Origin of the sequence: Burkholderia sp. RF7-non_BP4, assembly GCF_001521935.1 — a bacterium.
Taxonomy (GTDB): Bacteria; Pseudomonadota; Gammaproteobacteria; order Burkholderiales; family Burkholderiaceae; genus Burkholderia; species Burkholderia diffusa.
Window position 1 is genome coordinate 20,458 of sequence record NZ_LOTA01000012.1, and the last position, 21,232, is coordinate 41,689.

Sequence of the window (21,232 nt, forward strand, 5' to 3'; positions counted from 1 at the left end):
CGCCTACCCGGTCAGGGTTTCGCCGTCGTCAGCCCCGACTCCATCCCGTCGATCTTCGCGAGCAGGCCATTGCCGAGTTCCGTCACGCGGCGCGGCATGCCGGGAATCGCCAGCAGCGCTTCGATCCGCCCGCGCCAGTAACTTGGACGACTGACGCGCATCGCGCACGGCATCGCCGCATAACCGCTTTCGGCATCGCTTTCCAGCAACGCGACCATTCTCTCGATATGAGACAGCTCGCGCTCCACATAGTCTCTCGTCAGCATTTGATCGATACTCCCCCGCAACACAGCCCTGGCCTGTCGTCATCGCCGCGTCGCCGCATGGTCTTTTTTGCGGGACACGTCGTACTCGCTTCCCGTCACGGTACGCACGCTCTGTGTCAGAACACCGCCGATCGGTGCAACGATTTGGGTCATATCATCGGATCATTGCCGCGCAGCCTTCGAAACGTCGCCGCCGTGCCGCGTCGGTTGCATCCGCAACTCGATCCTCCGTCGACGATCGTAGATGCTCCGCTTCGCGGCGGCATCCCCAATATTGAGGATGCCTGCTGGAATCGATCGCACCGCATCCGTGCGATGCAGCGCGTGCGGCAATCAGGAATTGGGGAGGTCCGAGGCACGCTCACGCGTGCGGAAATGGCCGTCACGACCGACATCGACAGCGTCATACACGGCGTGCGGATCGGCACCGTGCGCAGCAAGGTCAACGCGACCGTCGCAAGAACGGGTGTGAGAAGGCGCGCCGGTCGCGGCGCGCTGTAAGGCGACCGAACCCGCTCAGCCGCGCCGGCCGCGCAAGCCCTTGCTCTTGCCCGCCGGCGGTTCGCCCGCACTCATCCGGTCCAGTTGCCGAACGATCTCCGCGCGCATCTCGGCCGAAATCTCCACGCTGTCGAGCAGCTCGGAGATCCACAGCCCGTCGGCCGCGAGCCGGCAGATCATCAGCGTCGCCGCCTGCTCGAGCGGCACCGGGTCCGGGCGCGTCCACTCACGCATCGGCACCGACCAGCGCGCGCGTGTTTCCTGCTCGGTGATCATCGACGCGACCAGCACGCGCAGCACGTCGGTGCTCGCGGCCGGCTGCGCGGTGTCGAGCACCGCATGCAGATACGCGCGCGCCGCCGCGCCATTGTCATGCGCATCGGCCGCCCGGTGCGCGGCCATCTGCGATGCGAAGCGCTCGGTCGCCTGCCCGAACAGTGCATCGAGCAAGCCTTGCTTGTTTGCGAAGTGATACTGGAGCGCGCCTTTCGTCACGCCCGCGCGTTCGGCGACCGCGTCGAGCGTCAACGCGGCCACGCCCTGATGTGTCGCGATCTCGGATGCGGCTTCCAACAGTTGCGCGCGCACCTGCTCCGGCGCTTTTTTTCGCCGCACGCCGGCGGCGGGCGCGGCTTCATGTGCTTCCGGTGCGCCTGCCGGCCCTGCCGTGTCGACAGGCGTGGAGATGTCGCGCGAAGCGGATTCTGGGCGTTTTTTCATGGGGGCGATGTTAGCACCCGCGGTCTCGATATAAACATTCCGGCTGGATGGTATGATCCGCCGCATGAACAAACCCGCCCCCTCCCACTGGTCCGCGCTCGACGCCGCGATCGCCCGCGGACGCGACGCGCTGATGCGTCTTCAGCAGCCTGACGGCAGCTGGTGTTTCGAACTCGAGTCCGACGCGACGATCACCGCGGAATACATCCTGATGATGCATTTCATGGACAAGATCGACGACGTGCGTCAGGCGCAGATGGCGCGCTACCTGCGCGCGATCCAGCGGCTCGACACGCACGGCGGGTGGGACCTGTACGTCGACGGCGATCCGGATGTGTCGTGCAGCGTGAAGGCGTACTTCGCGCTGAAGGCCGCCGGCGACAGCGAGCATGCGCCGCACATGGTCCGCGCGCGCGACGCGATCCTGAAGCTCGGCGGCGCCGCACGCTCGAACGTGTTCACGCGCATCCTGCTCGCGACGTTCGGCCAGGTGCCGTGGCGTGCGGCGCCGTTCATGCCGATCGAATTCGTGCTGTTCCCGAAGTGGGTGCCGATCTCGATGTACAAGGTCGCGTACTGGGCGCGCACGACGATGGTGCCGTTGCTCGTGCTGTGCTCGCTGAAGGCGCGTGCGCGCAACCCGCGCAACATCGCGATTCCCGAGCTGTTCGTCACGCCGCCCGACCAGGAACGCCAGTACTTCCCGCCCGCGCGCGGGATGCGCCGCGCGTTCCTCGCGCTCGACCGCGTGGTGCGCCACGTCGAGCCGCTGCTGCCGAAACGCCTGCGGCAGCGCGCGATCCGACATGCGGAAGCATGGTGCGCGGAGCGCATGAACGGCGAGGACGGCCTCGGCGGAATCTTCCCGCCGATCGTGTACAGCTACCAGATGATGGACGTACTTGGCTATCCTGACGATCATCCGTTGCGCCGCGACTGCGAGAACGCACTCGAGAAGCTGCTGGTCACGCGGCCCGACGGCAGCGTCTACTGCCAGCCGTGCCTGTCGCCGGTATGGGACACCGCGTGGAGCACGATGGCGCTCGAACAGGCACGCGGCGTGGCCGCGCCGGAAGCCGGCGCACCCGCGAGTGCACTGGATGAACTCGACGCGCGCATCACGCGCGCGTACGACTGGCTCGCCGAGCGTCAGGTGAACGACCTGCGCGGCGACTGGGTCGAGAACGCGCCCGCCGACACGCAACCGGGCGCTTGGGCGTTCCAGTACGCGAACCCGTACTACCCTGACATCGACGACACCGCGGTCGTCACCGCGATGCTCGACCGTCGCGGCCGCACGCATCGCAACGCGGACGGCTCGCACCCGTATGCGGCGCGCGTCGCACGCGCGCTCGACTGGATGCGTGGCCTGCAATCGCGCAACGGCGGCTTCGCGGCCTTCGACGCCGATTGCGACCGCATGTACCTGAATGCGATCCCGTTCGCCGATCACGGCGCGCTGCTCGATCCGCCGACCGAGGACGTGTCGGGCCGCGTGCTGCTGTGCTTCGGCGTCACGAAGCGCGCGGACGACCGCGCGTCGCTCGCGCGCGCGATCGACTACGTGAAGCGCACGCAGCAACCCGACGGCAGCTGGTGGGGCCGCTGGGGCACGAACTACATCTACGGCACGTGGAGCGTGCTGGCCGGGCTGGCGCTCGCGGGCGAGGACCCGTCGCAACCGTACATCGCCCGTGCGCTCGCATGGCTGCGCGCGCGACAGCACGCGGACGGCGGCTGGGGCGAAACGAACGACAGCTACATCGACCCGGCGCTCGCCGGCACCAACGCGGGCGAAAGCGCGTCGAACTTCACCGCGTGGGCGCTGCTCGCGCAGATGGCGTTCGGCGATTGCGAATCCGACTCGGTGAAACGCGGCATCGCGTATCTGCAATCGGTGCAGCAGGACGACGGCTTCTGGTGGCACCGATCGCACAATGCGCCGGGCTTTCCGCGCATCTTTTACCTGAAGTATCACGGTTACACCGCGTACTTCCCGCTGTGGGCGCTCGCGCGCTATCGGCGTCTGGCCGGTGCGTCTTCTTCCAGCGGGTCCGGCGTGGCGACCTCGCACACCACCGACACCGCGCTCGCCTGAGCATATGCGTCATGTCCGAGCCCAGGCTCGGGCGGCAACGCGCCGGCGCGCGTCACGGCGTCCGGCGCGATCACGCTTTGATCCGCCACCCTTCCCGCTCGCTCGTCGCGCGGATCGCTCTCGGACACCGCACGCCGATCGTCGGCAATTCCACGCGGGCCGGCACGACGCAGGTTACGGCTTGCCCTGCAGCGACTCGACGATCCGGTACGCGGTCTTCACGCGATCCTCGATCGGGAAGCTGCGGTTCGCGAGCATCACGATCGCGATCCGCTTCGCGGGAACGAACGCGACATACGTACTGAAGCCGTTGGTCGACCCCGTCTTGTTGATCCACGTGTCCGGGCGCGGCTTGAGCGGCGGCTCGATTTTGGTCGCGGGTGTCGCGTTGTAGAGCATCGGCGGCGCATTCCCCGCGAGCAGCGTCGGCAACGCGACCGGATACGGATACTGTTCCCAGATCAGGTCCTGTGTGAACGGGCCCGCACGGAAATAGCCGGTATGCGTGCGTTCGAGCGCGCGCTGCAGCCGCGGCGACGTTTCGACGAGCCCCATGTTCGCCTGCACGAAGCGCAGCAGGTCGGCCGCCGTCGTCCTGACGCCGTACGCCGGCTGCCACAGCATGCCGCCCGTCATCCGGATCGGCTTGCCGTCCTGCGTATAACCCTGCGCATAGTCGGCCTGGCGCGCGGCGGGCACGTCGATGTAGGTATGCGTCATCCCGAGCGCGGGGAACAGCCGCTGTTCCATCAGCACCGCGAAGTCTTCGTGCATCGCCTTCGCGGTGAGAAAACCGAGCATCCCGATCGCGACGTTCGAATACGTGCGACGCGTGCCCGGCGCATACGCAGGCCGCCATGCGTCGAGATAGCGCATCAGGTCCGCATCGTCGCGGATGCTGTCCGGCACCTGCAGCGGCATTCCGCCGGGCGTATGCGTGCCGAGATTGAGCAGCGTGACGACACCGAACGGCTTGCCCTGCAGCGCGGGAAGGTACTTGCCGGCCGGGTCCGCGAGCGACAGTTCGCCGCCTTCCTGTGCGTCGGCCGCGAGCGTCGCGGTCAGCGTCTTGCTGACGGAGCCGATCTCGAACAGCGTATCGCCGGTCACCGGCTTGCCGGTTTGCGTCGACATCACGCCGTAGTCGAACACATAAGGCTTGCCGTCGGCGACGACGCCGATCGCCATGCCGGGAATGGCGAACTGCTTCATCAGCGGCGCGACGTGGCGCGTCACGGTGTCGTGAATTTCGTCCTGCGTGGCGGCGGCCGAGCGGCCGGCCATGGCGGCGGCGCACGCGGCGACGAACAGGGTCGCGGCGATGCGGATCGCGTTGAATCGCATGATTGCGGTTCCTTCGATTTTTGTGATGGTTGCGTGAACAACAGGTCCGGCCGCACCGCGCGAGGACTGCGGCAGCCGGCCTGTCGAGCAAGGACTATCCACCGCCGGCCGCTTGCCAACAATCGATGAAATTTTGCGCGAGCCTAAAGAAAAACTTATGCGGCGCGCGAACCGGCCATGCGGACGTCAGTCCGCCAACCGGTCGAGAAACGCCAGCATCGCGGCGTTGAAGCGCGCCGGCCGTTGCAGCGGCGCAAAGTGGCTCACGCCTGGCAGGATCGTCAGCGTCGCGCCCGGAATCGTGTGTGCGAGATACGCTGCATGGTCGGGGCGGATGAATTCGTCGTGCTCACCCTGCACGATCGCGACCGGCACGGCGATCGCCGCGAGGTCGGCCGCGCTGTAATCCGGTTGCGTGCGCATCATTTCGCTGACGGCCGCGACGAACGCATCGAACTCGCACGGCGTCGCGGACAACCGCGCGTAGTCCTTGCGGTGCCGCGCGAAGCAGCGGTCGATCAGCGGGCTCGGCACCATCTCCTTCGTGCCGCCCGGATCCATGTTGCACGCGAAGAAGAACACGCCCACCACACGCTCCGGCGCGCGGGCAGCCAGCACGAGCGACACGCACGCACCGTCGCTCCAGCCGACGAAGCGCGCGCGCCCGATGTGCAGCGCATCGAGCACCGCGAGCACGTCGGAGGCCATGCGTTCGTAGGAATACGGGCGATCGTCGCGCGTGCTACGGCCGTGGCCGCGACTGTCGATCACGATCGCGCGGTAGCCGGCAGCGAGCAGCGCCGGCACCTGGTCGCCCCAGTTGCCGCCGTGGCCGAGACCGCCGTGCAGCAGCACGACCGGCGGCCCATCACCGAACGACGCGTGCCAGATGCGCGCGCCGTCGTGGTCCAGCCATCCTTCGGCGTCGGCCGCCGGCAGCGGCGTGCCGCCTTGCGCGTCGAAACGGACGAGATCGTCGTCGCTGAATTCCGCATTCATCGTTCTGCCATCCTTACGAGGGAGACGAGCTTGCGATTGTAATGCGCGGGGTGGCGTGCCGCGATGCGTCCGCGCCCTGCGCGACGGTGCGGCGCCGTGCCGTCAGGCCTGCGTCGACACCAGCCCGCCTGAGGTCGAACCGCCGGACTTCTGGATCGCCTGCGCAAGCTGCGCGATCGCCGTCGACAGCGCGGCGGAGATCGTGCTCGCTTCCGCGCTCAGCGTCTGCTGCTCGATCGCCGCGGCCGGATCGTTCTTCGCGCGCTGCGCGGCGGCGGCCATTTGCTGCTGCACTTGCGCGAGCTGCTTCTGCAAGCGCTCGATGAGTTGCTTCAGCTGCTTGACCGCGGGATCCTCCAACGAGGATCCCGACGCGCCCGGCGTCTGCCCCGCGCCGTCGGCCGGCGCCGCATTGCCCGTCGGCGACGACGCGGTGGACGTCGCCGTCGACGCGGCGCCGGTGGCCGTCTGACCGGTGGTGAGCGAAGTCTGCGCGGCGGAAGAAAGATCGATCTGCATCGTGTCGGTCCGTAATGAGTGTGCGACTCGGGTCGGTTGAACAAGGGATACCTTGCAACTCGTTTACGGCATTCGTCGGACAAAACTTTAAGCCCCGCCCTCCGAAGTGCGTTGAAACGGCGCCTGCGCCGTGGCTGCCGTACGCGCACCGTCGATTGTCGCGAAGGGGCCAGATTAGCCGACCGTCGACGCTGGTAAAATCGCCCGCTGGCCTGCTGCCGCAGCACACCGGCTGCTTCCGGCAAGGCCGCGCGGGCTACCCCGCGTCGACGCCCGCCCGATCGGGCCCGATACGCGATGCCGTCCGGCGCCGTCGGTGCGCGAGCCCCGCGCCCGCATCGACATCACGACGCGCCGACTCCGGCACGCACACCCTTCATCACGCATTTCGAGGAACTCACGATGGCCCGCATCGGCGCCTTCTGCCTGACCACGTGGCTCGCGGCCGCGATTCTCTACTTCGGCCAGCATTCGGTCGCGATGATTGCGCTCAGCGGCGTGGTCGTGTTCGGCGGATTCGACCTGCTGCGCCCGTAACGGCGGTCGGCGCAGCGCGAACACGACCAGCCCGTCAACGCTTCAACACATCACCGCGGCAACGTCCTCAACGACGACGGCCCGCCCGACAGCGCAATGCGCTTGCCCGTATCGCGCAGCTTGCCGCCTTCGACCGCATACAGCGCGAGCTGGCGCTCGACGTTGAACTGCACGATCACGTGCCGGCTATCGGCGGTAAACACGATACCCTGCGCGGCTTCGCCGCCCGGCACGTCGCTCGTCTGCACCGCACGGCCGTCGCGGATCTCGAACAGCACCACCCTGCCGAGCTTGTGGCGACCCGTGTTGTCGGCGGTCAGGTTCGAGCCGTCCATCGCCTGCACGGCGATCCACTTCCCGTTCGGCGAGATCGCGACGCCTTCCGGCAGCGACGGCACCGTCAGGTACTGGACCGTACGGAACGGCGCGCGCGACACGTCGATCAGCGCGACCGAATCGGCATCGCCCGCGAGCGTGCCTGTGTAACCCGGCAGCCCCGCGAGCCCGACGTTGCTGACGACGGCCCAGCGATTGTCGCTCGACACGTCGATCGTATAAGGCGCGACGCCCGTGCTCAGCCGCGTGCCGCTGTCGGTCACCTTGCCGTCGTCGACGTTCAGCACCGCGACGCCCTGCTCGTCGCGCAGCGACACGAGCGCATGCTTGCCGTCGTGCGTGAAGCTGATCCCCGCGAGCCGCTTCTTGCTGATCCTCAGGTTGCCGTCGAGTGTCACCTGCGTCCCGTCGATCCGCAGGATCGACACGCTGCCGTCGACGTTCGCCACCAGCGCAAGCCGGCCCGACCGGTCGATCGCGATCCCCTGCGGGTGCGTGCCGAGTTCGATACGCGTGATTGCCGGCGGCGACGCATCGAGGTTCACGACCTGCAGGAACGTGTCGTACACGAGCTGCTTCGCGTTCTGGTCATAGCGCGTCGGCGCGCCGACCAGCGCGAGCTTCGCGCCGGGCGCGATCGCGACGGCCTGCGGCGGCCCCTGGATGCCGTTCGCGACATCGACCTGCAGCACGACCTTCGGCGGAACCACGCTCGCGTCGAGCAGCGTCAGCGTGTCGGCGGGCGGCGACGCGAGATAAGTATCGCGCCCTTCGACGCGCTGGTACTTGCCGTCGTTGCCGGACACGATCCAGTCGGCCGCATGCGCCGCGACGGCAGTGGTGACGAGCGTCAGCGCGGCGAGCAGGCGGGCGCGACGAAGGCGCAAGGGATTCGAATGCATGGCGGTCGGTTCTCCGGATTGGTTGCGGACGCAATGACTCGCACGACCCCGCTGCTCGACGGGTCGATGCAACCGCATGATGCATGAAAGCCCGCGAATCCGGCGTCTCGTGCCCGCGGCTCGAGAACATGCAGGGCGGGTTGATGCGTCCCACGCTATGTCACAGATCAATCAATTTGTGACAACGTGTGCGAGAATTCCGAACCGGCGCATTCGGTCGGCACATCGGCACACGCCGCGCGACTCACGACACTCACGGCATCGAGGAAACGCATGGATCGGCAACTGCGCTGGGGCGACGCCAGCAGGAGGGACAGTGTCAACGACGGGCGAAATGCCATCCTGCGCGCGACGCTCGACACGATGATCGAGCACGGGATCGACCGTCTGTCGATCGACGACGTCGCGCGCCGCGCGAACATTTCTCGACGCACGCTGTACCGCTATTTCGGCACGAAGAAGGAACTGATCCAGGGCGTGATCGGCGTCGAGAATGCCGCGTTCTTCGACGAGATGCAGCGTGCGCTCACCGGCTTCGAGCACGACTTCGAGGCCTATTGCGAGGAAAGCATGTGCTTCGCGGTGCGCTACCGCGATCGTCATCACGGCGGTTTTCACCACAACTATCTCGCGACGAGCGTCTCCACGGAGGTGTTCGGCTACATCGTCGAGAACGTCGCGCCGATGTGGCAACGCGTGCTGGAACGGCCGTACCGCGAATACGTCGCCCTGCATGGCGCGCAGGTGCCCGCACTTGACGACATCATCGCGCTGATCAGCCGCATCGGGCTCGCGTACTGCCTGATTCCGGTGGACGAGCAGGCGATGCGCGCGCAGATGCGCATCCTGTGGACGTTCCGGCCCGAGCCGGCCGGCAAGCCGGTCGCCGCCAGGATGAAGGCGGCGCGCTGAACGGCAACGCGCGCGATGTCGCGCAACCCGGCCGATGCCATCCGATACCGGCCACGAACCTTTCAACTCACACTGGATTCCCTCATGACGACCTGCGGAGTTTCCGTCTCCGGCCGAACGCTCGATCGCGCCGACCTGCTGCTTCTCGTCGAAGGCTCGCCCGCGCCGATTCGTCTCGAAGACTGCGACCTCGAAGGCGCGGACCTGTCGCGGCTCGATTTGCGCGGCGTGCGATTCGAGCGCTGCGCGCTCGCGGAAGCATCGTTCGTCGGCGCGACCCTCGCGCAGACCACGTGGATTCGCTGCCGCGCGCGCCAGACGAGCTTCGCGTCGGCCGACCTGGAGGACGCGCAGTTTCAGTCCTGCGATCTCAACAACACGAGCTGGCGCCGCAGCAAGCTGAGCTCCGCACGCTTCGACGAATGCAGGCTCACCGGCGCGGACTTCGAGGAATGCAAGTCACTCGGCATCGAGTTCTCGAACACGCTGCTGGTCGGCGCGAGTCTGCGCCGTTTCTCGTTCCGAAAGACGCGGCTCGTGGCGCTCGACTTCTCGGATGCCGATCTCGCCGGCACCGACTTTCGCGACGCCGTGTTCGAAGGCGGCAGCCTGCGCAACGCGCATCTGAACGACGTCCGGTTCGATGGAGCCGACCTGCGCGACGTGGAACTCGGCGGCACGCCGAAGCTGCTCGCGTCGGGCGTGCTGCGCGGCGCGACCATCTCGTATGACCAGGCCGCGATGCTGATCGAGAATCTGGGGATCCGGGTCGCCTGACGACTGCACGCGCATTGCTTCGCATCGCGGCCGATATCCGCGACTTCGCGCGCGAACCGCGCATGGTGCAAATGCCACCGGCGATCTGTCGAATATTTTCGTCACTTCGGCGGCATTCCGACCGGCGCGCACCACGCATGTCCCGCGCGCTCACATTCGCCGACCGAACCCAACGGCATTCAAATCACTAGGGAAAATCCGGAGACATCCTTACAGCGATTTACCTGATGATTCACAGGAACGTCATGTTTCGGCGATCCCACTTTGCAACATGCTTTCGTTTTGCTTCAACGCTTCGATATCGCCGCGCGGCAAGCGCGACGATCGAAGCATGAAACGGCAAGCGTCCGCGAGTCGCCAGGTGTTCAATACTTTCAACAACCCGGTCGAGAGTAACGTGAGAATCCGTGGCCCGCTGGTGCGGTGGAGACGAGGCGATGCGCGCAACGTACGCGTCGCGATCTCGTCCGCCGGCGACAGTGACCGCCGGCAGAGTCCTCGCCTGCATCTGTCGATCTATACCATCCTGTCCCGCCGTTCCGTCCGCCGTCACAACGCCGTCGCCGCACGCGCGTTCGTTGCGATCCACACCGACGACGTCGCATCGCTCCTGCCTTAGCGCCCCCTGCCTTCCGTTCGACCTGCGCATCGTGTCCGTGTGATTCGCTTCGTAGACCGAATGGACTCCCGATCATCGTGCATCGCCGGCGCTCGTTTCGAATGCCGGCCGGTTACACACGTCCACCCTTGAACCGTGGCGCGGCGACTCGCCAACCGCCGAGCACCGCGCGCTCCAATACGGAAGACATGCCATGCAACTCCGCACCCTTCGCCGCGCCATCGCAACCGCCGCCATGATGTCCGTCGCGGGCATCGCCGCCTTCGGCAGCACGAACGCCCAGGCGGCCGGCGAGCTGAATATCTACAACTGGTCCGACTACATCGCGCCGGACACGATCCCGAATTTCCAGAAGCAGACCGGCCTGCACGTGCGCTACGACAACTACGACAGCGACGACACGCTGCAGGCGAAGCTGCTGTCGGGGAACTCCGGCTACGACATCGTCGTGCCGACATCGAACTACATGGCCAAGCAGATCCAGACGAACGTCTACCAGCCGCTGGACAAGACGAAGCTGCCGAACCTGTCTCACCTCGATCCGCTGCTGATGAAGATGGTCGCCGACGCCGATCCGGGCAACCAGTACGGCGTGCCGTGGGCGTATGGCACCGACGGCATCGGCTACAACGTGCAGGCGGTGAAGAAAGCGCTAGGCGACAAGGCGCCGGTCGACAGCTGGGCGCTGGTGTTCGACCCGGCCAACATGGCGAAGCTGAAGAGCTGCGGCGTATCGTTCCTCGACCAGGCCGTCGACGTGTTCGCCGCGACGCTGCAATACATGGGCAAGGATCCGAACAGCACGAATCCGGCCGATTACCGCGCCGCATACGAGGTGCTCAAGAAGGTGCGCCCGTACATCACGCAGTTCAACTCGTCGGGTTACATCAACGATCTCGCGAACAACGACCTGTGCGTGTCGTTCGGCTATTCCGGCGACGTCGGCATCGCGCATCGCCGGGCAGCGGAAGCGAAGCGTCCGTACGAGATCCGCTTCGCGAATCCGAAGGAAGGCGGGCTGCTGTGGTTCGACATGATGGTGATCCCGAAGGACGCGCCGAACCGCGACGCCGCGCTGAAGTGGATCAACTACCTGCAGGACCCGAAGGTCAACGCGGGGATCACCAACGCGGTGTTCTACCCGACCGCGAACAAGGCCGCGCGCCAGTTCGTGAAGCCCGCGATCGCGCGCGATCCGTCGGTCTATCCGGCCGACGAGGTACTGAGCAAGATGACGTTGCTCAAACCGATGCCGCCCGAAATTCGTCGGCTCCAGAACCGGTTGTGGGCGCAACTGAAGACCGGGCGCTGACGGGGCAGCTCGCGACGGGCAGCGACGGCCACGGCCGCCCTATCACTGCACCCGCGCCGCATGCGGCAACGCGGCCGCGAACGTGGCGTCGATGAACCGGATCACATCGTCGAGCGACGACGTGCACGTCGCGCCCGCGGCAAGCTCCCGGAACGCGCCGTCCGGCCCGAGGCAGATGAGCGGCTTGCGCCAGCGCCGCGCGAGCGCGATCTCCTCGGCCGTCCCGTGCCCGCCGGGCAGCGCGACGATCAGGTCGCTGCTCAGCACGTTCACGTAGTTCCGGTTGATGGTATGCGGTTCGGCGCCCGGTTCGCGGCGCGGCAGCGGCGTGAGGATCGGGATCTCGACGAACGGATGCGGATAGCCTTCGAGCGGCACGAAGCCCGCGTGCGGATCGGCCTGCGTCGGCACGATGCCGATCGACCGGCCGGCCCGTCCCGGCACGCCGGCGAACGCACGCGCGACCGCCAGCATCACGCCCTGGCCGCCGCCCGTCAGCAGGTTGAAGCCGGCCTGTGCGAGCCATGCGCCGAGCGGCTCGGAAAACGCGAGCCACGGTTCCTTGCCCGAGCCCATCACGCCGATCGTTCGATTGTTGCGTTGCATCGTGAATTCCGGTGATGAAGTTGAATTGAACCGCGGCGTGCGCCGGGTCGCGCATCCCGGCGCGCGCCGCGCGTCGTCATTCGAGTTCGACGCCCTTGAGCTCGGGAATCAGGAACAGCGTCGCGACCATGTCGAGCACGTAGAGGCCGGCGAGCAGCGCGATCGCCGTCTGGAACGAATAGTGTGCGGCAAGCGCGCCGACCGCCACCGGTCCGAAGCCGCCGACCGCGCGGCCGATGTTCCACAGCACGTTCTGCGCGGTCGCGCGCGCGGCGGTCGGATAGCCTTCGGACATCAGCGTGCCGTAGCCGCCGACCATCCCGTTGACGAACATCCCCATCAGCGCGCCGGCCCACAGCATCGCCGTCGGGTCCGTCAGGCGCGCATATGCGAGGACGGTCACGACCGAACCGAGCTGGTACAGCAGGAACGTCGGCTTGCGGCCAATGCGATCGGCGAGCTGCCCGAACGTCCAGACGCCGATCATCATCCCGACGACAGTCGCCGCCGTCCACAGCCCCGACTTCGTCAGCGAGAAACCCATCTGCTTCGACAGGAAGGTCGGCAGCCAGATCACGATCCCGTAATAGCCGAAGTTCTGGACCGAGCACAGGATCACGATGCCGAGACTCGTGCGCGCGGTGCGGGCGTCGGCGACGAGCATCCGGAACGCGTTGGCCCGCGGCCGCGCCGCGCGTTGCACGAAGACTTCCGGCTCGTGCAGCCGGTTGCGCAGCAGCCACGCGAGCAGCGCGGGCAGGACGCCGACCACGAACATCCCGCGCCAGCCGATATGGAGCAGCAACAGCGGCGTCAGCAGCGCGGCCAGCAGTACGCCGGCCTGCCAGCCGAGCGCGACGTAGCACGACACGCGTGCCCGCTTGCTCGCCGGCCACGCTTCCGCCGCGAGCGCCATGCCGATTCCGAACTCGCCGCCGAGGCCGATGCCCGCGATGGTCCGATACACGAGCAGATCGCGGAAACCCTGGGCGAACGCGCACAGGCCGGTGAAGACCGCGAACAGCATGATCGTCCAGGTCAGGACGCGCACGCGGCCGTAACGATCGCTCAGGGCACCGAACAGAATGCCGCCCGCGACGGCGCCGATCAGCGTCCACGTGACGAGCGCGCCGCCCTGCCCGGGCGTCAGCTGCAACGCCGCCGTGATCGCCGGCAGCATGAAGCCGAGGATCAGCAGGTCGAAGCCGTCCATCGCGTAGCCGATCGCCGAGCCGGCCAGCGCCTTCCACGCGTACGCGCCGACCTGCTCGCCGCGCGGCGCCGCCGGATCGCCGAGCGCCGAAGATTTCATGTTTGCTGCCATGGTGTCCTGCCGGAAATGTCCGGGCGACATTCTAAAGCCTGTTCCCGCGCATGACGGACGCCGGACGCGCGCACGCGGAAAGCGCCGCGCCGCCCGCTTCCGGGAACGGAAGCAGGCAGCGTCGGTAATGAATTTGAAAGACATTGAAGCCGGCGATCCGCAGTCAGGCGGGACACCGAAAGAACGCGATGAAGCGGGTGTTGCGAGGCCGGCGTCGCCGCCGGCGCGGGTCGAACGACACCGGAGCGGTGCCGGCGCGGGGCAGCCTCAGCCCCGATCGTCGCCGGGCCACCAGGTTTTGGCTTCGCGGTCGACGAGCAGCGTATCGAGATCCTTGCCTTCGAGCCACTTGGGACGCGGGCCACGGCCCGACCACGAGCGGCCGGTCGTCGGATCGTAATACTTGGCAGGCGCCTTGCGTTTGCGCTGGACGATGTAGCCGAGGGCGCTCAGCACTTCCTGCTGCGAGATGCCCAACAACTCGACCTGCTCCTTGAATGCCGCGAGTGCGGCTTGCTTCTCCTTCTGCTTGGCTTCCGACAGCTTGATATTCAGGTCCCGAAGTTGTGCTTCGAGATCCTGCAGGGCCTGGGTCATGTATTCATCCTCTTTGGGCATGTTTTTATTCAAAAAAACCTCCGATGGCCGAACCTATCACGAAGTTCCGCCAATCGGTGTTGCGATATGTGAATCGTTTGCCTGGACCTGTAACGCTTTCGAAGTGTACCGAACGCCACGCCATCGTCGAAAACCGCACGGCATCGGCACGCAACACATGGCGCCGCACCCATGCACAGGCGCGGCATGGCGCGAATGATAGCAGTGCGCATCCGTCATGTTCGAGGACTTTTGCGGTCCGGCGCACACTTGCCTTCGCCAGCCCGCGCGCGTCGGCGCCGGTGCGGCGGTTTACGTGCCGAAGCGGCACCCGTTCCACGCAACTCGCGCGAACAGCGCATGCAGCTTCGTGCCGCGCGCGGCCCCGATCTGACGACCGCGCTGGCCGCGCGCGACGCGCATGCCGGTGCGTGTCGCGTGCAACGTTCCAGCATCGATATGGATAACGTAACGTTTCACGTCTCCCGGCAACGCGGCAGAAGGCATCCTGGCCGGGAACGGACACGCACGATGTCGTGCGTGTGATTGAATTCGATACGAAGACGCAGCGCGATGGGCGCTCTCTGCTCTCGTGATTGTTCGAATGCGTCAAGCCATCGGCGAACCCGACGCACCGCCCCGCAGCCTCGACGTTCCCCGCCGAGCGGGAATGTTGCGCGGCGTGGCGTCTTGCCGTGCACCTGCGATGACCGCTGCCACGCGTCGCGGCATCACGGTTCGACGCGCTTACGGCAGCGGCGGCGCGTCACGCAGCACGGCTTGCAGCCCGGTCGCGAACGGCGTCGCATGATCGATCCCGAGCGCGCGCACGCGCGACGCATCCAGGTGGCAATCGTACGGACGCGGCGTCGCGTCGGCCGGCGTGTCGATCCGTGCAAGCGCCGCATCGACGCCGAGCGCGACCGCGATCCGTTGCGCGATGTCGTACTTCGTCATCGGCTCCTCGCCCGACCAGTGACGGATGCCCGTGACGGACGAGCCCGCAAGATGGCGCAGCGTCAGGTCGCGAATGACCGCCGCGACGTCGGGCGTGTAGGTCGGATAGCGGATCGCCCATGCGTCCATCCCGACCGCATCCGCACCCGGACGCGCGGACGCGACGATCGCCGGCACGAGGCTCGTGACGGCCGACTCGCGCCAGTCGACGATCGACCCGTAGAGCAACGGCAGCCGCAGCACGCAAGCAAGCGGCGATGCGGCGAGCAACGCGGCCTCGCCTTCCAGCTTGGTGCGGCCGTAGATGTTCAGCGGGTTCGGCGCGGCGTCTTCGCGGTACGGCGCGGCCTTGCCGTCGAACACGTAGTCGGTGGAGATGCCGAGCGTCCACGCGCCGTAGCGCGCCGCGAGCGCGCCGATGCGGGCCGGCGCGTCGACGTTGATCGCGCGCGCGGCGGCGGGGTCGCGTTCGCAGACGTCGGGGCGGCGTTCGGCGGCGCAGATGATCACGGCGGCCGGTCGGCGAGTTGCGAAGAGGTGTTCGAGCGCCGGCTGATCGAGCGCGTCGAGTCGGGCGACGTTTTCCGGCGGCAACCCGAGGCGCCGGGCGCCCGCGGTGTCCGGGTTACGGATCGTTCCGATCGGCGTCAGCGACGATTCGCGGGACAGCGATGCGGCAACCGCACGGCCGAGCAGGCCGGACGCGCCGATGAGAAGGATGGTCGGATGCGACACGGTGGCCAACGATGAAAGGGAATGAGGGCCCCCAATCTATACGAGAACACGCAACCGATGTCGATTTCGATCGCATGTCGACGACGTGCGCGTGATGAAAACAAGGCCCGATGCGCGATTGCGCGCACCGGGCCTGTCGTGCGGCACGAAGCCTCGCGCCCGCTTACTTCCGGTCGAACGAATAGCGCCCCGGCCCGCTCACCGCGAGCAACAGCAGCCCGCCGATGATGCTGATGTTCTTGTAGAAGTTGATCATCGCGAGGTACTGGTCCATGCCTTGCAGCGCCCAGTAGCGATGCCCGATCAACGCGGTCGCGAGCGTGTAGACCGCGAACACCAGCGCAAGCGGACGCGTGTAGAACCCGACCGCGAGCAGCGCGCCGCCGACCAGCTCGACCGCCACCGCGATCACCGCCGACAGCTCGGGCGACGGTGCGCCCGTCGACGCCATGTACGCGACCGTGCCCGAGAAGCCGTTCAGCTTCTGCCAGCCGAACAGCACGAACAGGATCATCATCAGCACGCGAGCCGCCAGCAGCAGCTCGTCCTTCTTCGACTCCAGCGAAACGTAACGCATAGCAATCACCTTGAATTGACGGTTTGACGCATTCGGTGCCGATGGCCGCCGCAATGGCGAACCCACGGATCGGCAACGAACCCTCCTCGCACGATCGAACGGCGGGCCGGCCGGCCCGCTGCCGAGGAATCCGTCCCGTCGCGCCGTCGTGGCGCGCTGCGGAGCGGTTCTGGCGAAGCACGGGTGCAGTCTACTGTCTCATCGGAAATCATCAATCCGTCGAAACAAGATTGGCTGTCGCGATTGAGTGGACAATTGTCACGTAACAAACGCGTCATACGCGGCCGGGCACATTGGCCGGCGCGCCTGCCCGCCGGATCACATCAAATCGACCGGCAGCGTCTTGTCGAGATTGTCATGCCATGCGCGAATGGTCTTCGGCACGGTCCTTTTCCACGCCGGCGCGCTCGTGTAATAGCGCATCCGCACCTTGTCTTGCGCATCGAACACCAACAGACCGATCCACAAATCGGTGCCCCGGCGCATCACGATCGCGGCGTTCGTCGTCGCGATGCCGCGTACCCAGTACGACTTCACGCCGGCATTCAGGCCGTCGAGATCCTGTTCGTCCGCGCTGGAGTTGACCGTGTCGACGAGCGTTTGATAATCGGCGCCCAGCAGCTTGTGCGCGATCGCGTTCTGCCGCGCATCCGCCAGCACCTTCAGGGTCACGAGATCCGCCGCCTGACCCGCCTGCGCCTTCGACGCCGTCACGTAGTCGCCCGAATACACGACGCCCGCACCGGCGCCGCAATCGGCATCGCCGCCCTGCTGCGCGACCCGCACGCGCCCGCCCTTGCGGCTGAAATCGAGCCGGCATCGGTCCTGGCGAAACGTGGCGCTGTCGTCGTGCAATTCGATATCGCCGCTGAGTCCGCCGGTATTCGCGCCGTTGTTGCCGCTCAATTCGAAGTGAAGACGCGGTGCCGTGCCGGTGAACGTCAACACGCCGCCGACCGACGGGTTCGCGCTGTCGCGATACCACGTCTGCTGCCAGCGGTCGGCCGCAAGCGACGTGCCGTTCAGGATCGCGAGCCGCTCGCGATAGCGGTCGCCGAGGCACGACGCTTCGGTGCCGCAGCGATCGCGCTGCTTGAGCCATTTCAACTGCGCGGCCTTCAGCGCGGCCGTATCGCCGCCTTTCGCGAGCGCCTTCTTCCATGCCGCCGCCAGTTCGCCGTCGAGCGACGACAGCCCGGCGTCCGCGCAGATCGCCTTTTCGGTCGGCGAAACGGCTTTCGCGCAATCGAAGCCGGCCGCGTGCGCGGCAATCGGCGAGATCGTAAGTATTGCCAATATCATGACGGATCGCAGGTTCGCGCTCCACGCATGCCGGCCGTGAAGTGCGGCCTGCCCTCGCTCGCCCGCGCGAGCATTCGATCGATTCTTCATTGTCATTGGACTGGACTCGTCGTGGATGGCGGTGAGTAGAAGCTACGTGCCCGATGTACGCGCACGATTCGGTTCGAGGTAAAAATACCCGGCCCGGCATGCGCTGTCGGCCCGCCCCCCCCCGGCGAAGCCTAACGCGAATGCGCGCCGCCGATCAATCGGCGCGCGAGCGCCGAAACGAAACCATCGCCGCGCGCGACGCACTGGCCCGCATTCGGGACGCCAACGTGCTCACGTCACTCGCCATGCCGCTCAACGAAAGCCACGGCGACTTCCACCGCGCGCGCTACCCCCGCGCGCCCAACCGCTCCGCCAGAAACCCGATGAACGTGCGCAGCGTGACGAACCCTTCCCGGTGCTGCGGAAACACCGCATTCAGCGTGATCGGCGACGGCGCATACGCGTCGAGCACCGGCACGAGCGCGCCGCTGTCGAGCGCCGCGCCGACGATGAAATGCGGCAGCAGCGCGATGCCGAGCCCCGCGATCGCCGCGTCGCGCACGACTTCGCCGTTGTTCGCGACGAGCGGCCCCTGCACGTCGAACGTGCGCGCCGCGCCGTCGACCCGGAACTCCCAGCCGACGCGCCGCTCGCGCCCATACATCAGGCACGTGTGGCCGGCGAGGTCGACCGGCGTCGCCGGCGTGCCGTGGCGCTTCAGGTAAGCGGGGCTCGCGCACGCGATCATCTCCCACGCGCCGAGCTGCCGCGCGATCAGCGTCGAATCCTCGAGCGTGCCGATCCGCAGCACGAGATCGAAGCCCTCGCCGATCAGGTCGACACGCCGGTCGGTCAGGTCGACGTTGAGCCGCACGGCCGGATGCGCGGACAGGAATTCGGCGATCAGCGGCGACACGTGCGTGATCCCGAACGACAGCGGCGCGCTGATCTTCAGCGAGCCGTGCAGCTCGGTGCTGCGCACCGACATCGCCTGCTCGGCGTCGGCGACCTCGGCCAGGATCCGCTGCGCACGCGCATAGAACTCGTGCCCCGATTCCGTGACCGCGAGATTGCGCGTATTGCGATGCAACAAACGCACGCCGAGCGCTGCCTCGAGCGCCATCGTGCGCCGGCTCACGAACTGCTTGGACAGCATCAGTTGGTCGGCCGCCGCCGTGAAGCTGCCCGCATCGACGGTCGCGACGAAGATCCTCAGGTCGTTGAGTTCCATATTGTCCACCTCAAAGTGACAGTCATTATCTCTACAGCCATTTATTTGTCAAATCGATTGACCTAAGATTCATCTCAACGAACAGCCGGACCCACTTCCGAGGTCCGGCGAGATCCAGGAAAAAATCATGATCGAGACTCGTGCAGCAAACCAACGTGGCCGCGCCGAGCATGGCTGGCTCAGCTCCCGTCACACGTTTTCTTTCGCGAATTACTACGATCCGAAGCAAGTCGGCTTCTCCGACCTGCTGGTCATCAACGACGACCGCGTCGCACCGGGCCGCGGCTTCGGCACGCACCCGCACCGCGACATGGAAATCCTGTCGTACGTGCTCGACGGTGCGCTGGAGCACAAGGATTCGATGGGCACCGGGTCGGTGATCGTGCCGGGCGACGTCCAGTTGATGAGCGCGGGTACCGGCGTGCGTCACAGCGAGTTCAACCACTCGCACGAGACGCCCGTCCACTTCCTGCAGATCTGGGTCGGGCCTTCCGAGAAGGGTGCCGAGCCGCGCTATCAGCAGACGAACATCGCGGCGGACGACAAGCGCGGCAAGCTCACGCCGATCGTGTCGCCCGACGGTAGCGGCGGTTCGCTGAAGATCCGCCAGGACACGCGGATCTACGCGGGCCTGTTCGACGGCGACGAGCGCGCCACGCTCGAACTCGCACCGGATCGCTTCGCCTACGTGCATGTCGCACGCGGCAGCGTGACGGTCAACGGCGTGACGCTCGGCGAAGGCGACGGCGCACGTATCCGCGACGAGCAGGCGCTGACGTTCACGGATGGCAAGGATGCCGAAGTGCTGGTATTCGATTTGCGTCCGGTCGAAGTGACGGCCGAGTGGGCATGACGCCCGTTCGGAACATCGTGCCCCGCTGAACGCGGGGCCTTCTTATTCGGAGATTCGCAACATGGCCAAGGTACTCGTTCTCTACTACTCGTCCTACGGGCACATCGAAACGATGGCGCAGCACGTCGCGGAAGGCGCGAAATCGGTGCCCGGCGTCGAGGTCACGCTCAAGCGCGTGCCTGAAACCATTCCCGTCGACCAGGCGAAGGCGATCGGCATCAAGGTCGACCAGGCCGCACCCGTCGCCACCGTGGACGAACTCGCGGGCTACGACGCGATCATCTTCGGCACGCCGACCCGCTTCGGCAACATGGCCGGCCAGATGCGCACGTTCCTCGACCAGACCGGCGGCCTGTGGATGAAGGGTGCGCTCGTCGGCAAGATCGGCAGCGTGTTCGCGTCGACCGGCACGCAGCACGGCGGCCAGGAAACGACCATCACGTCGTTCCACTCGACGCTGCTGCACCACGGGATGGTGATCGTTGGCGTGCCCTACGCGTGCAGCGGGCTCGTCAACATGAACGAAATCACGGGCGGCACGCCGTACGGTGCGACCACGCTCGCGGGCGCGGACGGCAGCCGTCAGCCGAGCGCGAACGAACTCGACATCGCGCGCTACCAGGGCAAGCACGTCGCGGAACTCGCCGCGAAGCTCGCGTCGTAACGCGGGCGCCGTCCGTCCCGGAAAGCCCGGGACCACGGCGCGTGCCGCCTGCGCGGCACGCACGAGCAAGCACGGCGCCGGTCGACCCGGCGCCGTTTTCCGTCGCGTGAACGCCGGCCGTTACTGGCCCGATGCCGGCGCGGCCGGAGCAGCGGGCGCCGCCTTCGTCGCGGGCGCCTTCTCGACCGCGTTCTGCGGATAATTGCTCTGATCGTTGGTCAGCCGGTAGCCGGTGCCCGTGCCGATCGCCTTCAGGTCCGTCGCGTGGCGCGCGCGGGCCGCCTTGCGGGCGGCCTTCTTTTGCGCCTTGTCGAGTTGCTTCTGCGTCGGCGCGGACGCCGGATCCTGCGCATATGCCGCCGGCGCGGCGGTCAACAGCAGACCGAACGACGCCGTTACTGTCACTGCCACCGAAACCACGCGAGACTTCGTCATGGCCGGATCTCCTTGTCGATTGTTGGTTGTGGGTCGAACGCCGGCACGCACGCGACGGACGTCGGCGTGCGACCACGGC

Annotated in this window: 24 protein-coding genes; 9 read left to right on the forward strand and 15 right to left on the reverse strand. The window is 66.8% G+C overall.

What is annotated here, in order from left to right:
- Positions 1–11 precede the first annotated feature (11 nt).
- On the reverse strand, positions 12–266 hold the full coding sequence (locus tag WS49_RS07375; RefSeq protein WP_059525971.1) for a hypothetical protein: 255 nt from the start codon (positions 264–266) through the stop codon (positions 12–14).
- Positions 267–410: 144 nt separating this feature from the next.
- On the opposite strand from WS49_RS07375, the gene WS49_RS34865 reads away from it, so the two are divergent.
- Positions 411–767, forward strand: coding sequence for a hypothetical protein (locus WS49_RS34865; protein ID WP_156441355.1), 357 nt, complete (start codon positions 411–413; stop codon positions 765–767).
- Between the two features lie 15 nt (positions 768–782).
- Here the strand turns inward: WS49_RS34865 and WS49_RS07380 are convergent, their stop codons facing one another.
- On the reverse strand, positions 783–1,487 hold the full coding sequence (locus WS49_RS07380) for a TetR/AcrR family transcriptional regulator (protein WP_059525973.1): 705 nt from the start codon (positions 1,485–1,487) through the stop codon (positions 783–785).
- Positions 1,488–1,539: 52 nt separating this feature from the next.
- On the opposite strand from WS49_RS07380, the gene shc reads away from it, so the two are divergent.
- Entirely contained in the window at positions 1,540–3,585 is a 2,046-nt protein-coding gene (gene shc, locus WS49_RS07385) for a squalene--hopene cyclase (RefSeq protein ID WP_059525975.1), read from the forward strand.
- Between the two features lie 174 nt (positions 3,586–3,759).
- On the opposite strand, the gene ampC is transcribed toward shc, so the two are convergent.
- From ampC to WS49_RS07400, 3 genes are all read right to left on the reverse strand, one after another.
- A complete protein-coding gene (ampC, locus tag WS49_RS07390) occupies positions 3,760–4,929 on the reverse strand; it encodes a class C beta-lactamase (protein WP_059525977.1) in 1,170 nt (389 codons plus the stop codon).
- A 186-nt stretch (positions 4,930–5,115) separates the two neighbouring features.
- The gene (locus tag WS49_RS07395) at positions 5,116–5,928 is read right to left on the reverse strand and encodes an alpha/beta fold hydrolase (protein WP_059525979.1); all 813 of its coding nucleotides are present in this window, start codon (positions 5,926–5,928) and stop codon (positions 5,116–5,118) included.
- Between the two features lie 102 nt (positions 5,929–6,030).
- Positions 6,031–6,447, reverse strand: a complete 417-nt coding sequence (locus tag WS49_RS07400) for a hypothetical protein (protein WP_059525981.1) — start codon at positions 6,445–6,447, stop codon at positions 6,031–6,033.
- 402 nt (positions 6,448–6,849) lie between these two features.
- Here WS49_RS07400 and WS49_RS35990 point away from each other — a divergent pair, with 402 nt between their 5' ends.
- Positions 6,850–6,984, forward strand: coding sequence for a hypothetical protein (locus WS49_RS35990; RefSeq protein WP_006750603.1), 135 nt, complete (start codon positions 6,850–6,852; stop codon positions 6,982–6,984).
- 50 nt (positions 6,985–7,034) lie between these two features.
- Here the strand turns inward: WS49_RS35990 and WS49_RS07410 are convergent, their stop codons facing one another.
- Positions 7,035–8,222 (reverse strand): YncE family protein, encoded by a 1,188-nt coding sequence (locus WS49_RS07410; protein WP_059525985.1) that lies wholly within the window; start codon positions 8,220–8,222, stop codon positions 7,035–7,037.
- A 273-nt stretch (positions 8,223–8,495) separates the two neighbouring features.
- Here WS49_RS07410 and WS49_RS07415 point away from each other — a divergent pair, with 273 nt between their 5' ends.
- The 4 genes from WS49_RS07415 (at position 8,496) to WS49_RS07430 (ending at position 11,842) form a co-directional block, all read left to right on the forward strand.
- Entirely contained in the window at positions 8,496–9,134 is a 639-nt protein-coding gene (locus tag WS49_RS07415) for a TetR/AcrR family transcriptional regulator (protein ID WP_059525986.1), read from the forward strand.
- A gap of 84 nt (positions 9,135–9,218) precedes the next feature.
- Entirely contained in the window at positions 9,219–9,911 is a 693-nt protein-coding gene (locus WS49_RS07420; RefSeq protein WP_059525988.1) for a pentapeptide repeat-containing protein, read from the forward strand.
- Positions 9,912–10,242: 331 nt separating this feature from the next.
- Entirely contained in the window at positions 10,243–10,530 is a 288-nt protein-coding gene (locus WS49_RS07425) for a hypothetical protein (RefSeq protein WP_156436994.1), read from the forward strand.
- A 193-nt stretch (positions 10,531–10,723) separates the two neighbouring features.
- Positions 10,724–11,842 carry a polyamine ABC transporter substrate-binding protein gene (locus WS49_RS07430; RefSeq protein WP_059525991.1) on the forward strand — a complete coding sequence of 373 codons (1,119 nt, stop codon included), beginning with the start codon at positions 10,724–10,726 and terminating at the stop codon, positions 11,840–11,842.
- A gap of 42 nt (positions 11,843–11,884) precedes the next feature.
- Here the strand turns inward: WS49_RS07430 and WS49_RS07435 are convergent, their stop codons facing one another.
- The 8 genes from WS49_RS07435 to WS49_RS07465 form a co-directional block, all read right to left on the reverse strand.
- Positions 11,885–12,448, reverse strand: coding sequence for a hypothetical protein (locus WS49_RS07435; protein WP_059525993.1), 564 nt, complete (start codon positions 12,446–12,448; stop codon positions 11,885–11,887).
- Positions 12,449–12,524: 76 nt separating this feature from the next.
- On the reverse strand, positions 12,525–13,772 hold the full coding sequence (locus WS49_RS07440) for an MFS transporter (RefSeq protein ID WP_059525995.1): 1,248 nt from the start codon (positions 13,770–13,772) through the stop codon (positions 12,525–12,527).
- A gap of 267 nt (positions 13,773–14,039) precedes the next feature.
- Positions 14,040–14,369, reverse strand: coding sequence for an H-NS histone family protein (locus WS49_RS07445; RefSeq protein WP_059525998.1), 330 nt, complete (start codon positions 14,367–14,369; stop codon positions 14,040–14,042).
- A gap of 312 nt (positions 14,370–14,681) precedes the next feature.
- The gene (locus WS49_RS34875) at positions 14,682–14,849 is read right to left on the reverse strand and encodes a hypothetical protein (RefSeq protein ID WP_156441356.1); all 168 of its coding nucleotides are present in this window, start codon (positions 14,847–14,849) and stop codon (positions 14,682–14,684) included.
- 267 nt (positions 14,850–15,116) lie between these two features.
- The gene (locus tag WS49_RS07450) at positions 15,117–16,061 is read right to left on the reverse strand and encodes a dTDP-4-dehydrorhamnose reductase family protein (protein ID WP_059526034.1); all 945 of its coding nucleotides are present in this window, start codon (positions 16,059–16,061) and stop codon (positions 15,117–15,119) included.
- Positions 16,062–16,224: 163 nt separating this feature from the next.
- Positions 16,225–16,638, reverse strand: a complete 414-nt coding sequence (locus WS49_RS07455) for a DoxX family protein (protein ID WP_059526000.1) — start codon at positions 16,636–16,638, stop codon at positions 16,225–16,227.
- 318 nt (positions 16,639–16,956) lie between these two features.
- Entirely contained in the window at positions 16,957–17,940 is a 984-nt protein-coding gene (locus WS49_RS07460; protein ID WP_063888571.1) for a lysozyme inhibitor LprI family protein, read from the reverse strand.
- 376 nt (positions 17,941–18,316) lie between these two features.
- Complete coding sequence (locus WS49_RS07465; RefSeq protein WP_059526004.1) at positions 18,317–19,201, reverse strand: LysR family transcriptional regulator; 885 nt, start codon at positions 19,199–19,201, stop codon at positions 18,317–18,319.
- Between the two features lie 127 nt (positions 19,202–19,328).
- Between WS49_RS07465 and WS49_RS07470 the strand changes: the two genes are divergently transcribed.
- Complete coding sequence (locus WS49_RS07470) at positions 19,329–20,054, forward strand: pirin family protein (protein WP_059526006.1); 726 nt, start codon at positions 19,329–19,331, stop codon at positions 20,052–20,054.
- A gap of 61 nt (positions 20,055–20,115) precedes the next feature.
- On the forward strand, positions 20,116–20,718 hold the full coding sequence (wrbA, locus tag WS49_RS07475) for an NAD(P)H:quinone oxidoreductase (protein WP_059526008.1): 603 nt from the start codon (positions 20,116–20,118) through the stop codon (positions 20,716–20,718).
- A gap of 120 nt (positions 20,719–20,838) precedes the next feature.
- Here the strand turns inward: wrbA and WS49_RS07480 are convergent, their stop codons facing one another.
- Complete coding sequence (locus WS49_RS07480; protein ID WP_059526010.1) at positions 20,839–21,153, reverse strand: hypothetical protein; 315 nt, start codon at positions 21,151–21,153, stop codon at positions 20,839–20,841.
- Between the last annotated feature and the right edge of the window lie 79 nt (positions 21,154–21,232).

Excerpts from the sequence above, each read along its gene's own strand:
- WS49_RS07375 (WP_059525971.1), bottom strand. The coding sequence starts at position 266 with ATGCTGACGAGAGACTATGTGGAGCGCGAGCTGTCTCATATCGAGAGA.
- WS49_RS07380 (WP_059525973.1), bottom strand. The coding sequence starts at position 1,487 with ATGAAAAAACGCCCAGAATCCGCTTCGCGCGACATCTCCACGCCTGTC.
- shc (WP_059525975.1), top strand. The coding sequence starts at position 1,540 with ATGATCCGCCGCATGAACAAACCCGCCCCCTCCCACTGGTCCGCGCTC.
- ampC (WP_059525977.1), bottom strand. The coding sequence starts at position 4,929 with ATGCGATTCAACGCGATCCGCATCGCCGCGACCCTGTTCGTCGCCGCG.
- WS49_RS07395 (WP_059525979.1), bottom strand. The coding sequence starts at position 5,928 with ATGAATGCGGAATTCAGCGACGACGATCTCGTCCGTTTCGACGCGCAA.
- WS49_RS07400 (WP_059525981.1), bottom strand. The coding sequence starts at position 6,447 with ATGCAGATCGATCTTTCTTCCGCCGCGCAGACTTCGCTCACCACCGGT.
- WS49_RS35990 (WP_006750603.1), top strand. The coding sequence starts at position 6,850 with ATGGCCCGCATCGGCGCCTTCTGCCTGACCACGTGGCTCGCGGCCGCG.
- WS49_RS07410 (WP_059525985.1), bottom strand. The coding sequence starts at position 8,222 with ATGCATTCGAATCCCTTGCGCCTTCGTCGCGCCCGCCTGCTCGCCGCG.
- WS49_RS07415 (WP_059525986.1), top strand. The coding sequence starts at position 8,496 with ATGGATCGGCAACTGCGCTGGGGCGACGCCAGCAGGAGGGACAGTGTC.
- WS49_RS07420 (WP_059525988.1), top strand. The coding sequence starts at position 9,219 with ATGACGACCTGCGGAGTTTCCGTCTCCGGCCGAACGCTCGATCGCGCC.
- WS49_RS07425 (WP_156436994.1), top strand. The coding sequence starts at position 10,243 with ATGAAACGGCAAGCGTCCGCGAGTCGCCAGGTGTTCAATACTTTCAAC.
- WS49_RS07430 (WP_059525991.1), top strand. The coding sequence starts at position 10,724 with ATGCAACTCCGCACCCTTCGCCGCGCCATCGCAACCGCCGCCATGATG.
- WS49_RS07435 (WP_059525993.1), bottom strand. The coding sequence starts at position 12,448 with ATGCAACGCAACAATCGAACGATCGGCGTGATGGGCTCGGGCAAGGAA.
- WS49_RS07440 (WP_059525995.1), bottom strand. The coding sequence starts at position 13,772 with ATGGCAGCAAACATGAAATCTTCGGCGCTCGGCGATCCGGCGGCGCCG.
- WS49_RS07445 (WP_059525998.1), bottom strand. The coding sequence starts at position 14,369 with ATGACCCAGGCCCTGCAGGATCTCGAAGCACAACTTCGGGACCTGAAT.
- WS49_RS07455 (WP_059526000.1), bottom strand. The coding sequence starts at position 16,638 with ATGCGTTACGTTTCGCTGGAGTCGAAGAAGGACGAGCTGCTGCTGGCG.
- WS49_RS07460 (WP_063888571.1), bottom strand. The coding sequence starts at position 17,940 with ATGATATTGGCAATACTTACGATCTCGCCGATTGCCGCGCACGCGGCC.
- WS49_RS07465 (WP_059526004.1), bottom strand. The coding sequence starts at position 19,201 with ATGGAACTCAACGACCTGAGGATCTTCGTCGCGACCGTCGATGCGGGC.
- WS49_RS07470 (WP_059526006.1), top strand. The coding sequence starts at position 19,329 with ATGATCGAGACTCGTGCAGCAAACCAACGTGGCCGCGCCGAGCATGGC.
- wrbA (WP_059526008.1), top strand. The coding sequence starts at position 20,116 with ATGGCCAAGGTACTCGTTCTCTACTACTCGTCCTACGGGCACATCGAA.
- WS49_RS07480 (WP_059526010.1), bottom strand. The coding sequence starts at position 21,153 with ATGACGAAGTCTCGCGTGGTTTCGGTGGCAGTGACAGTAACGGCGTCG.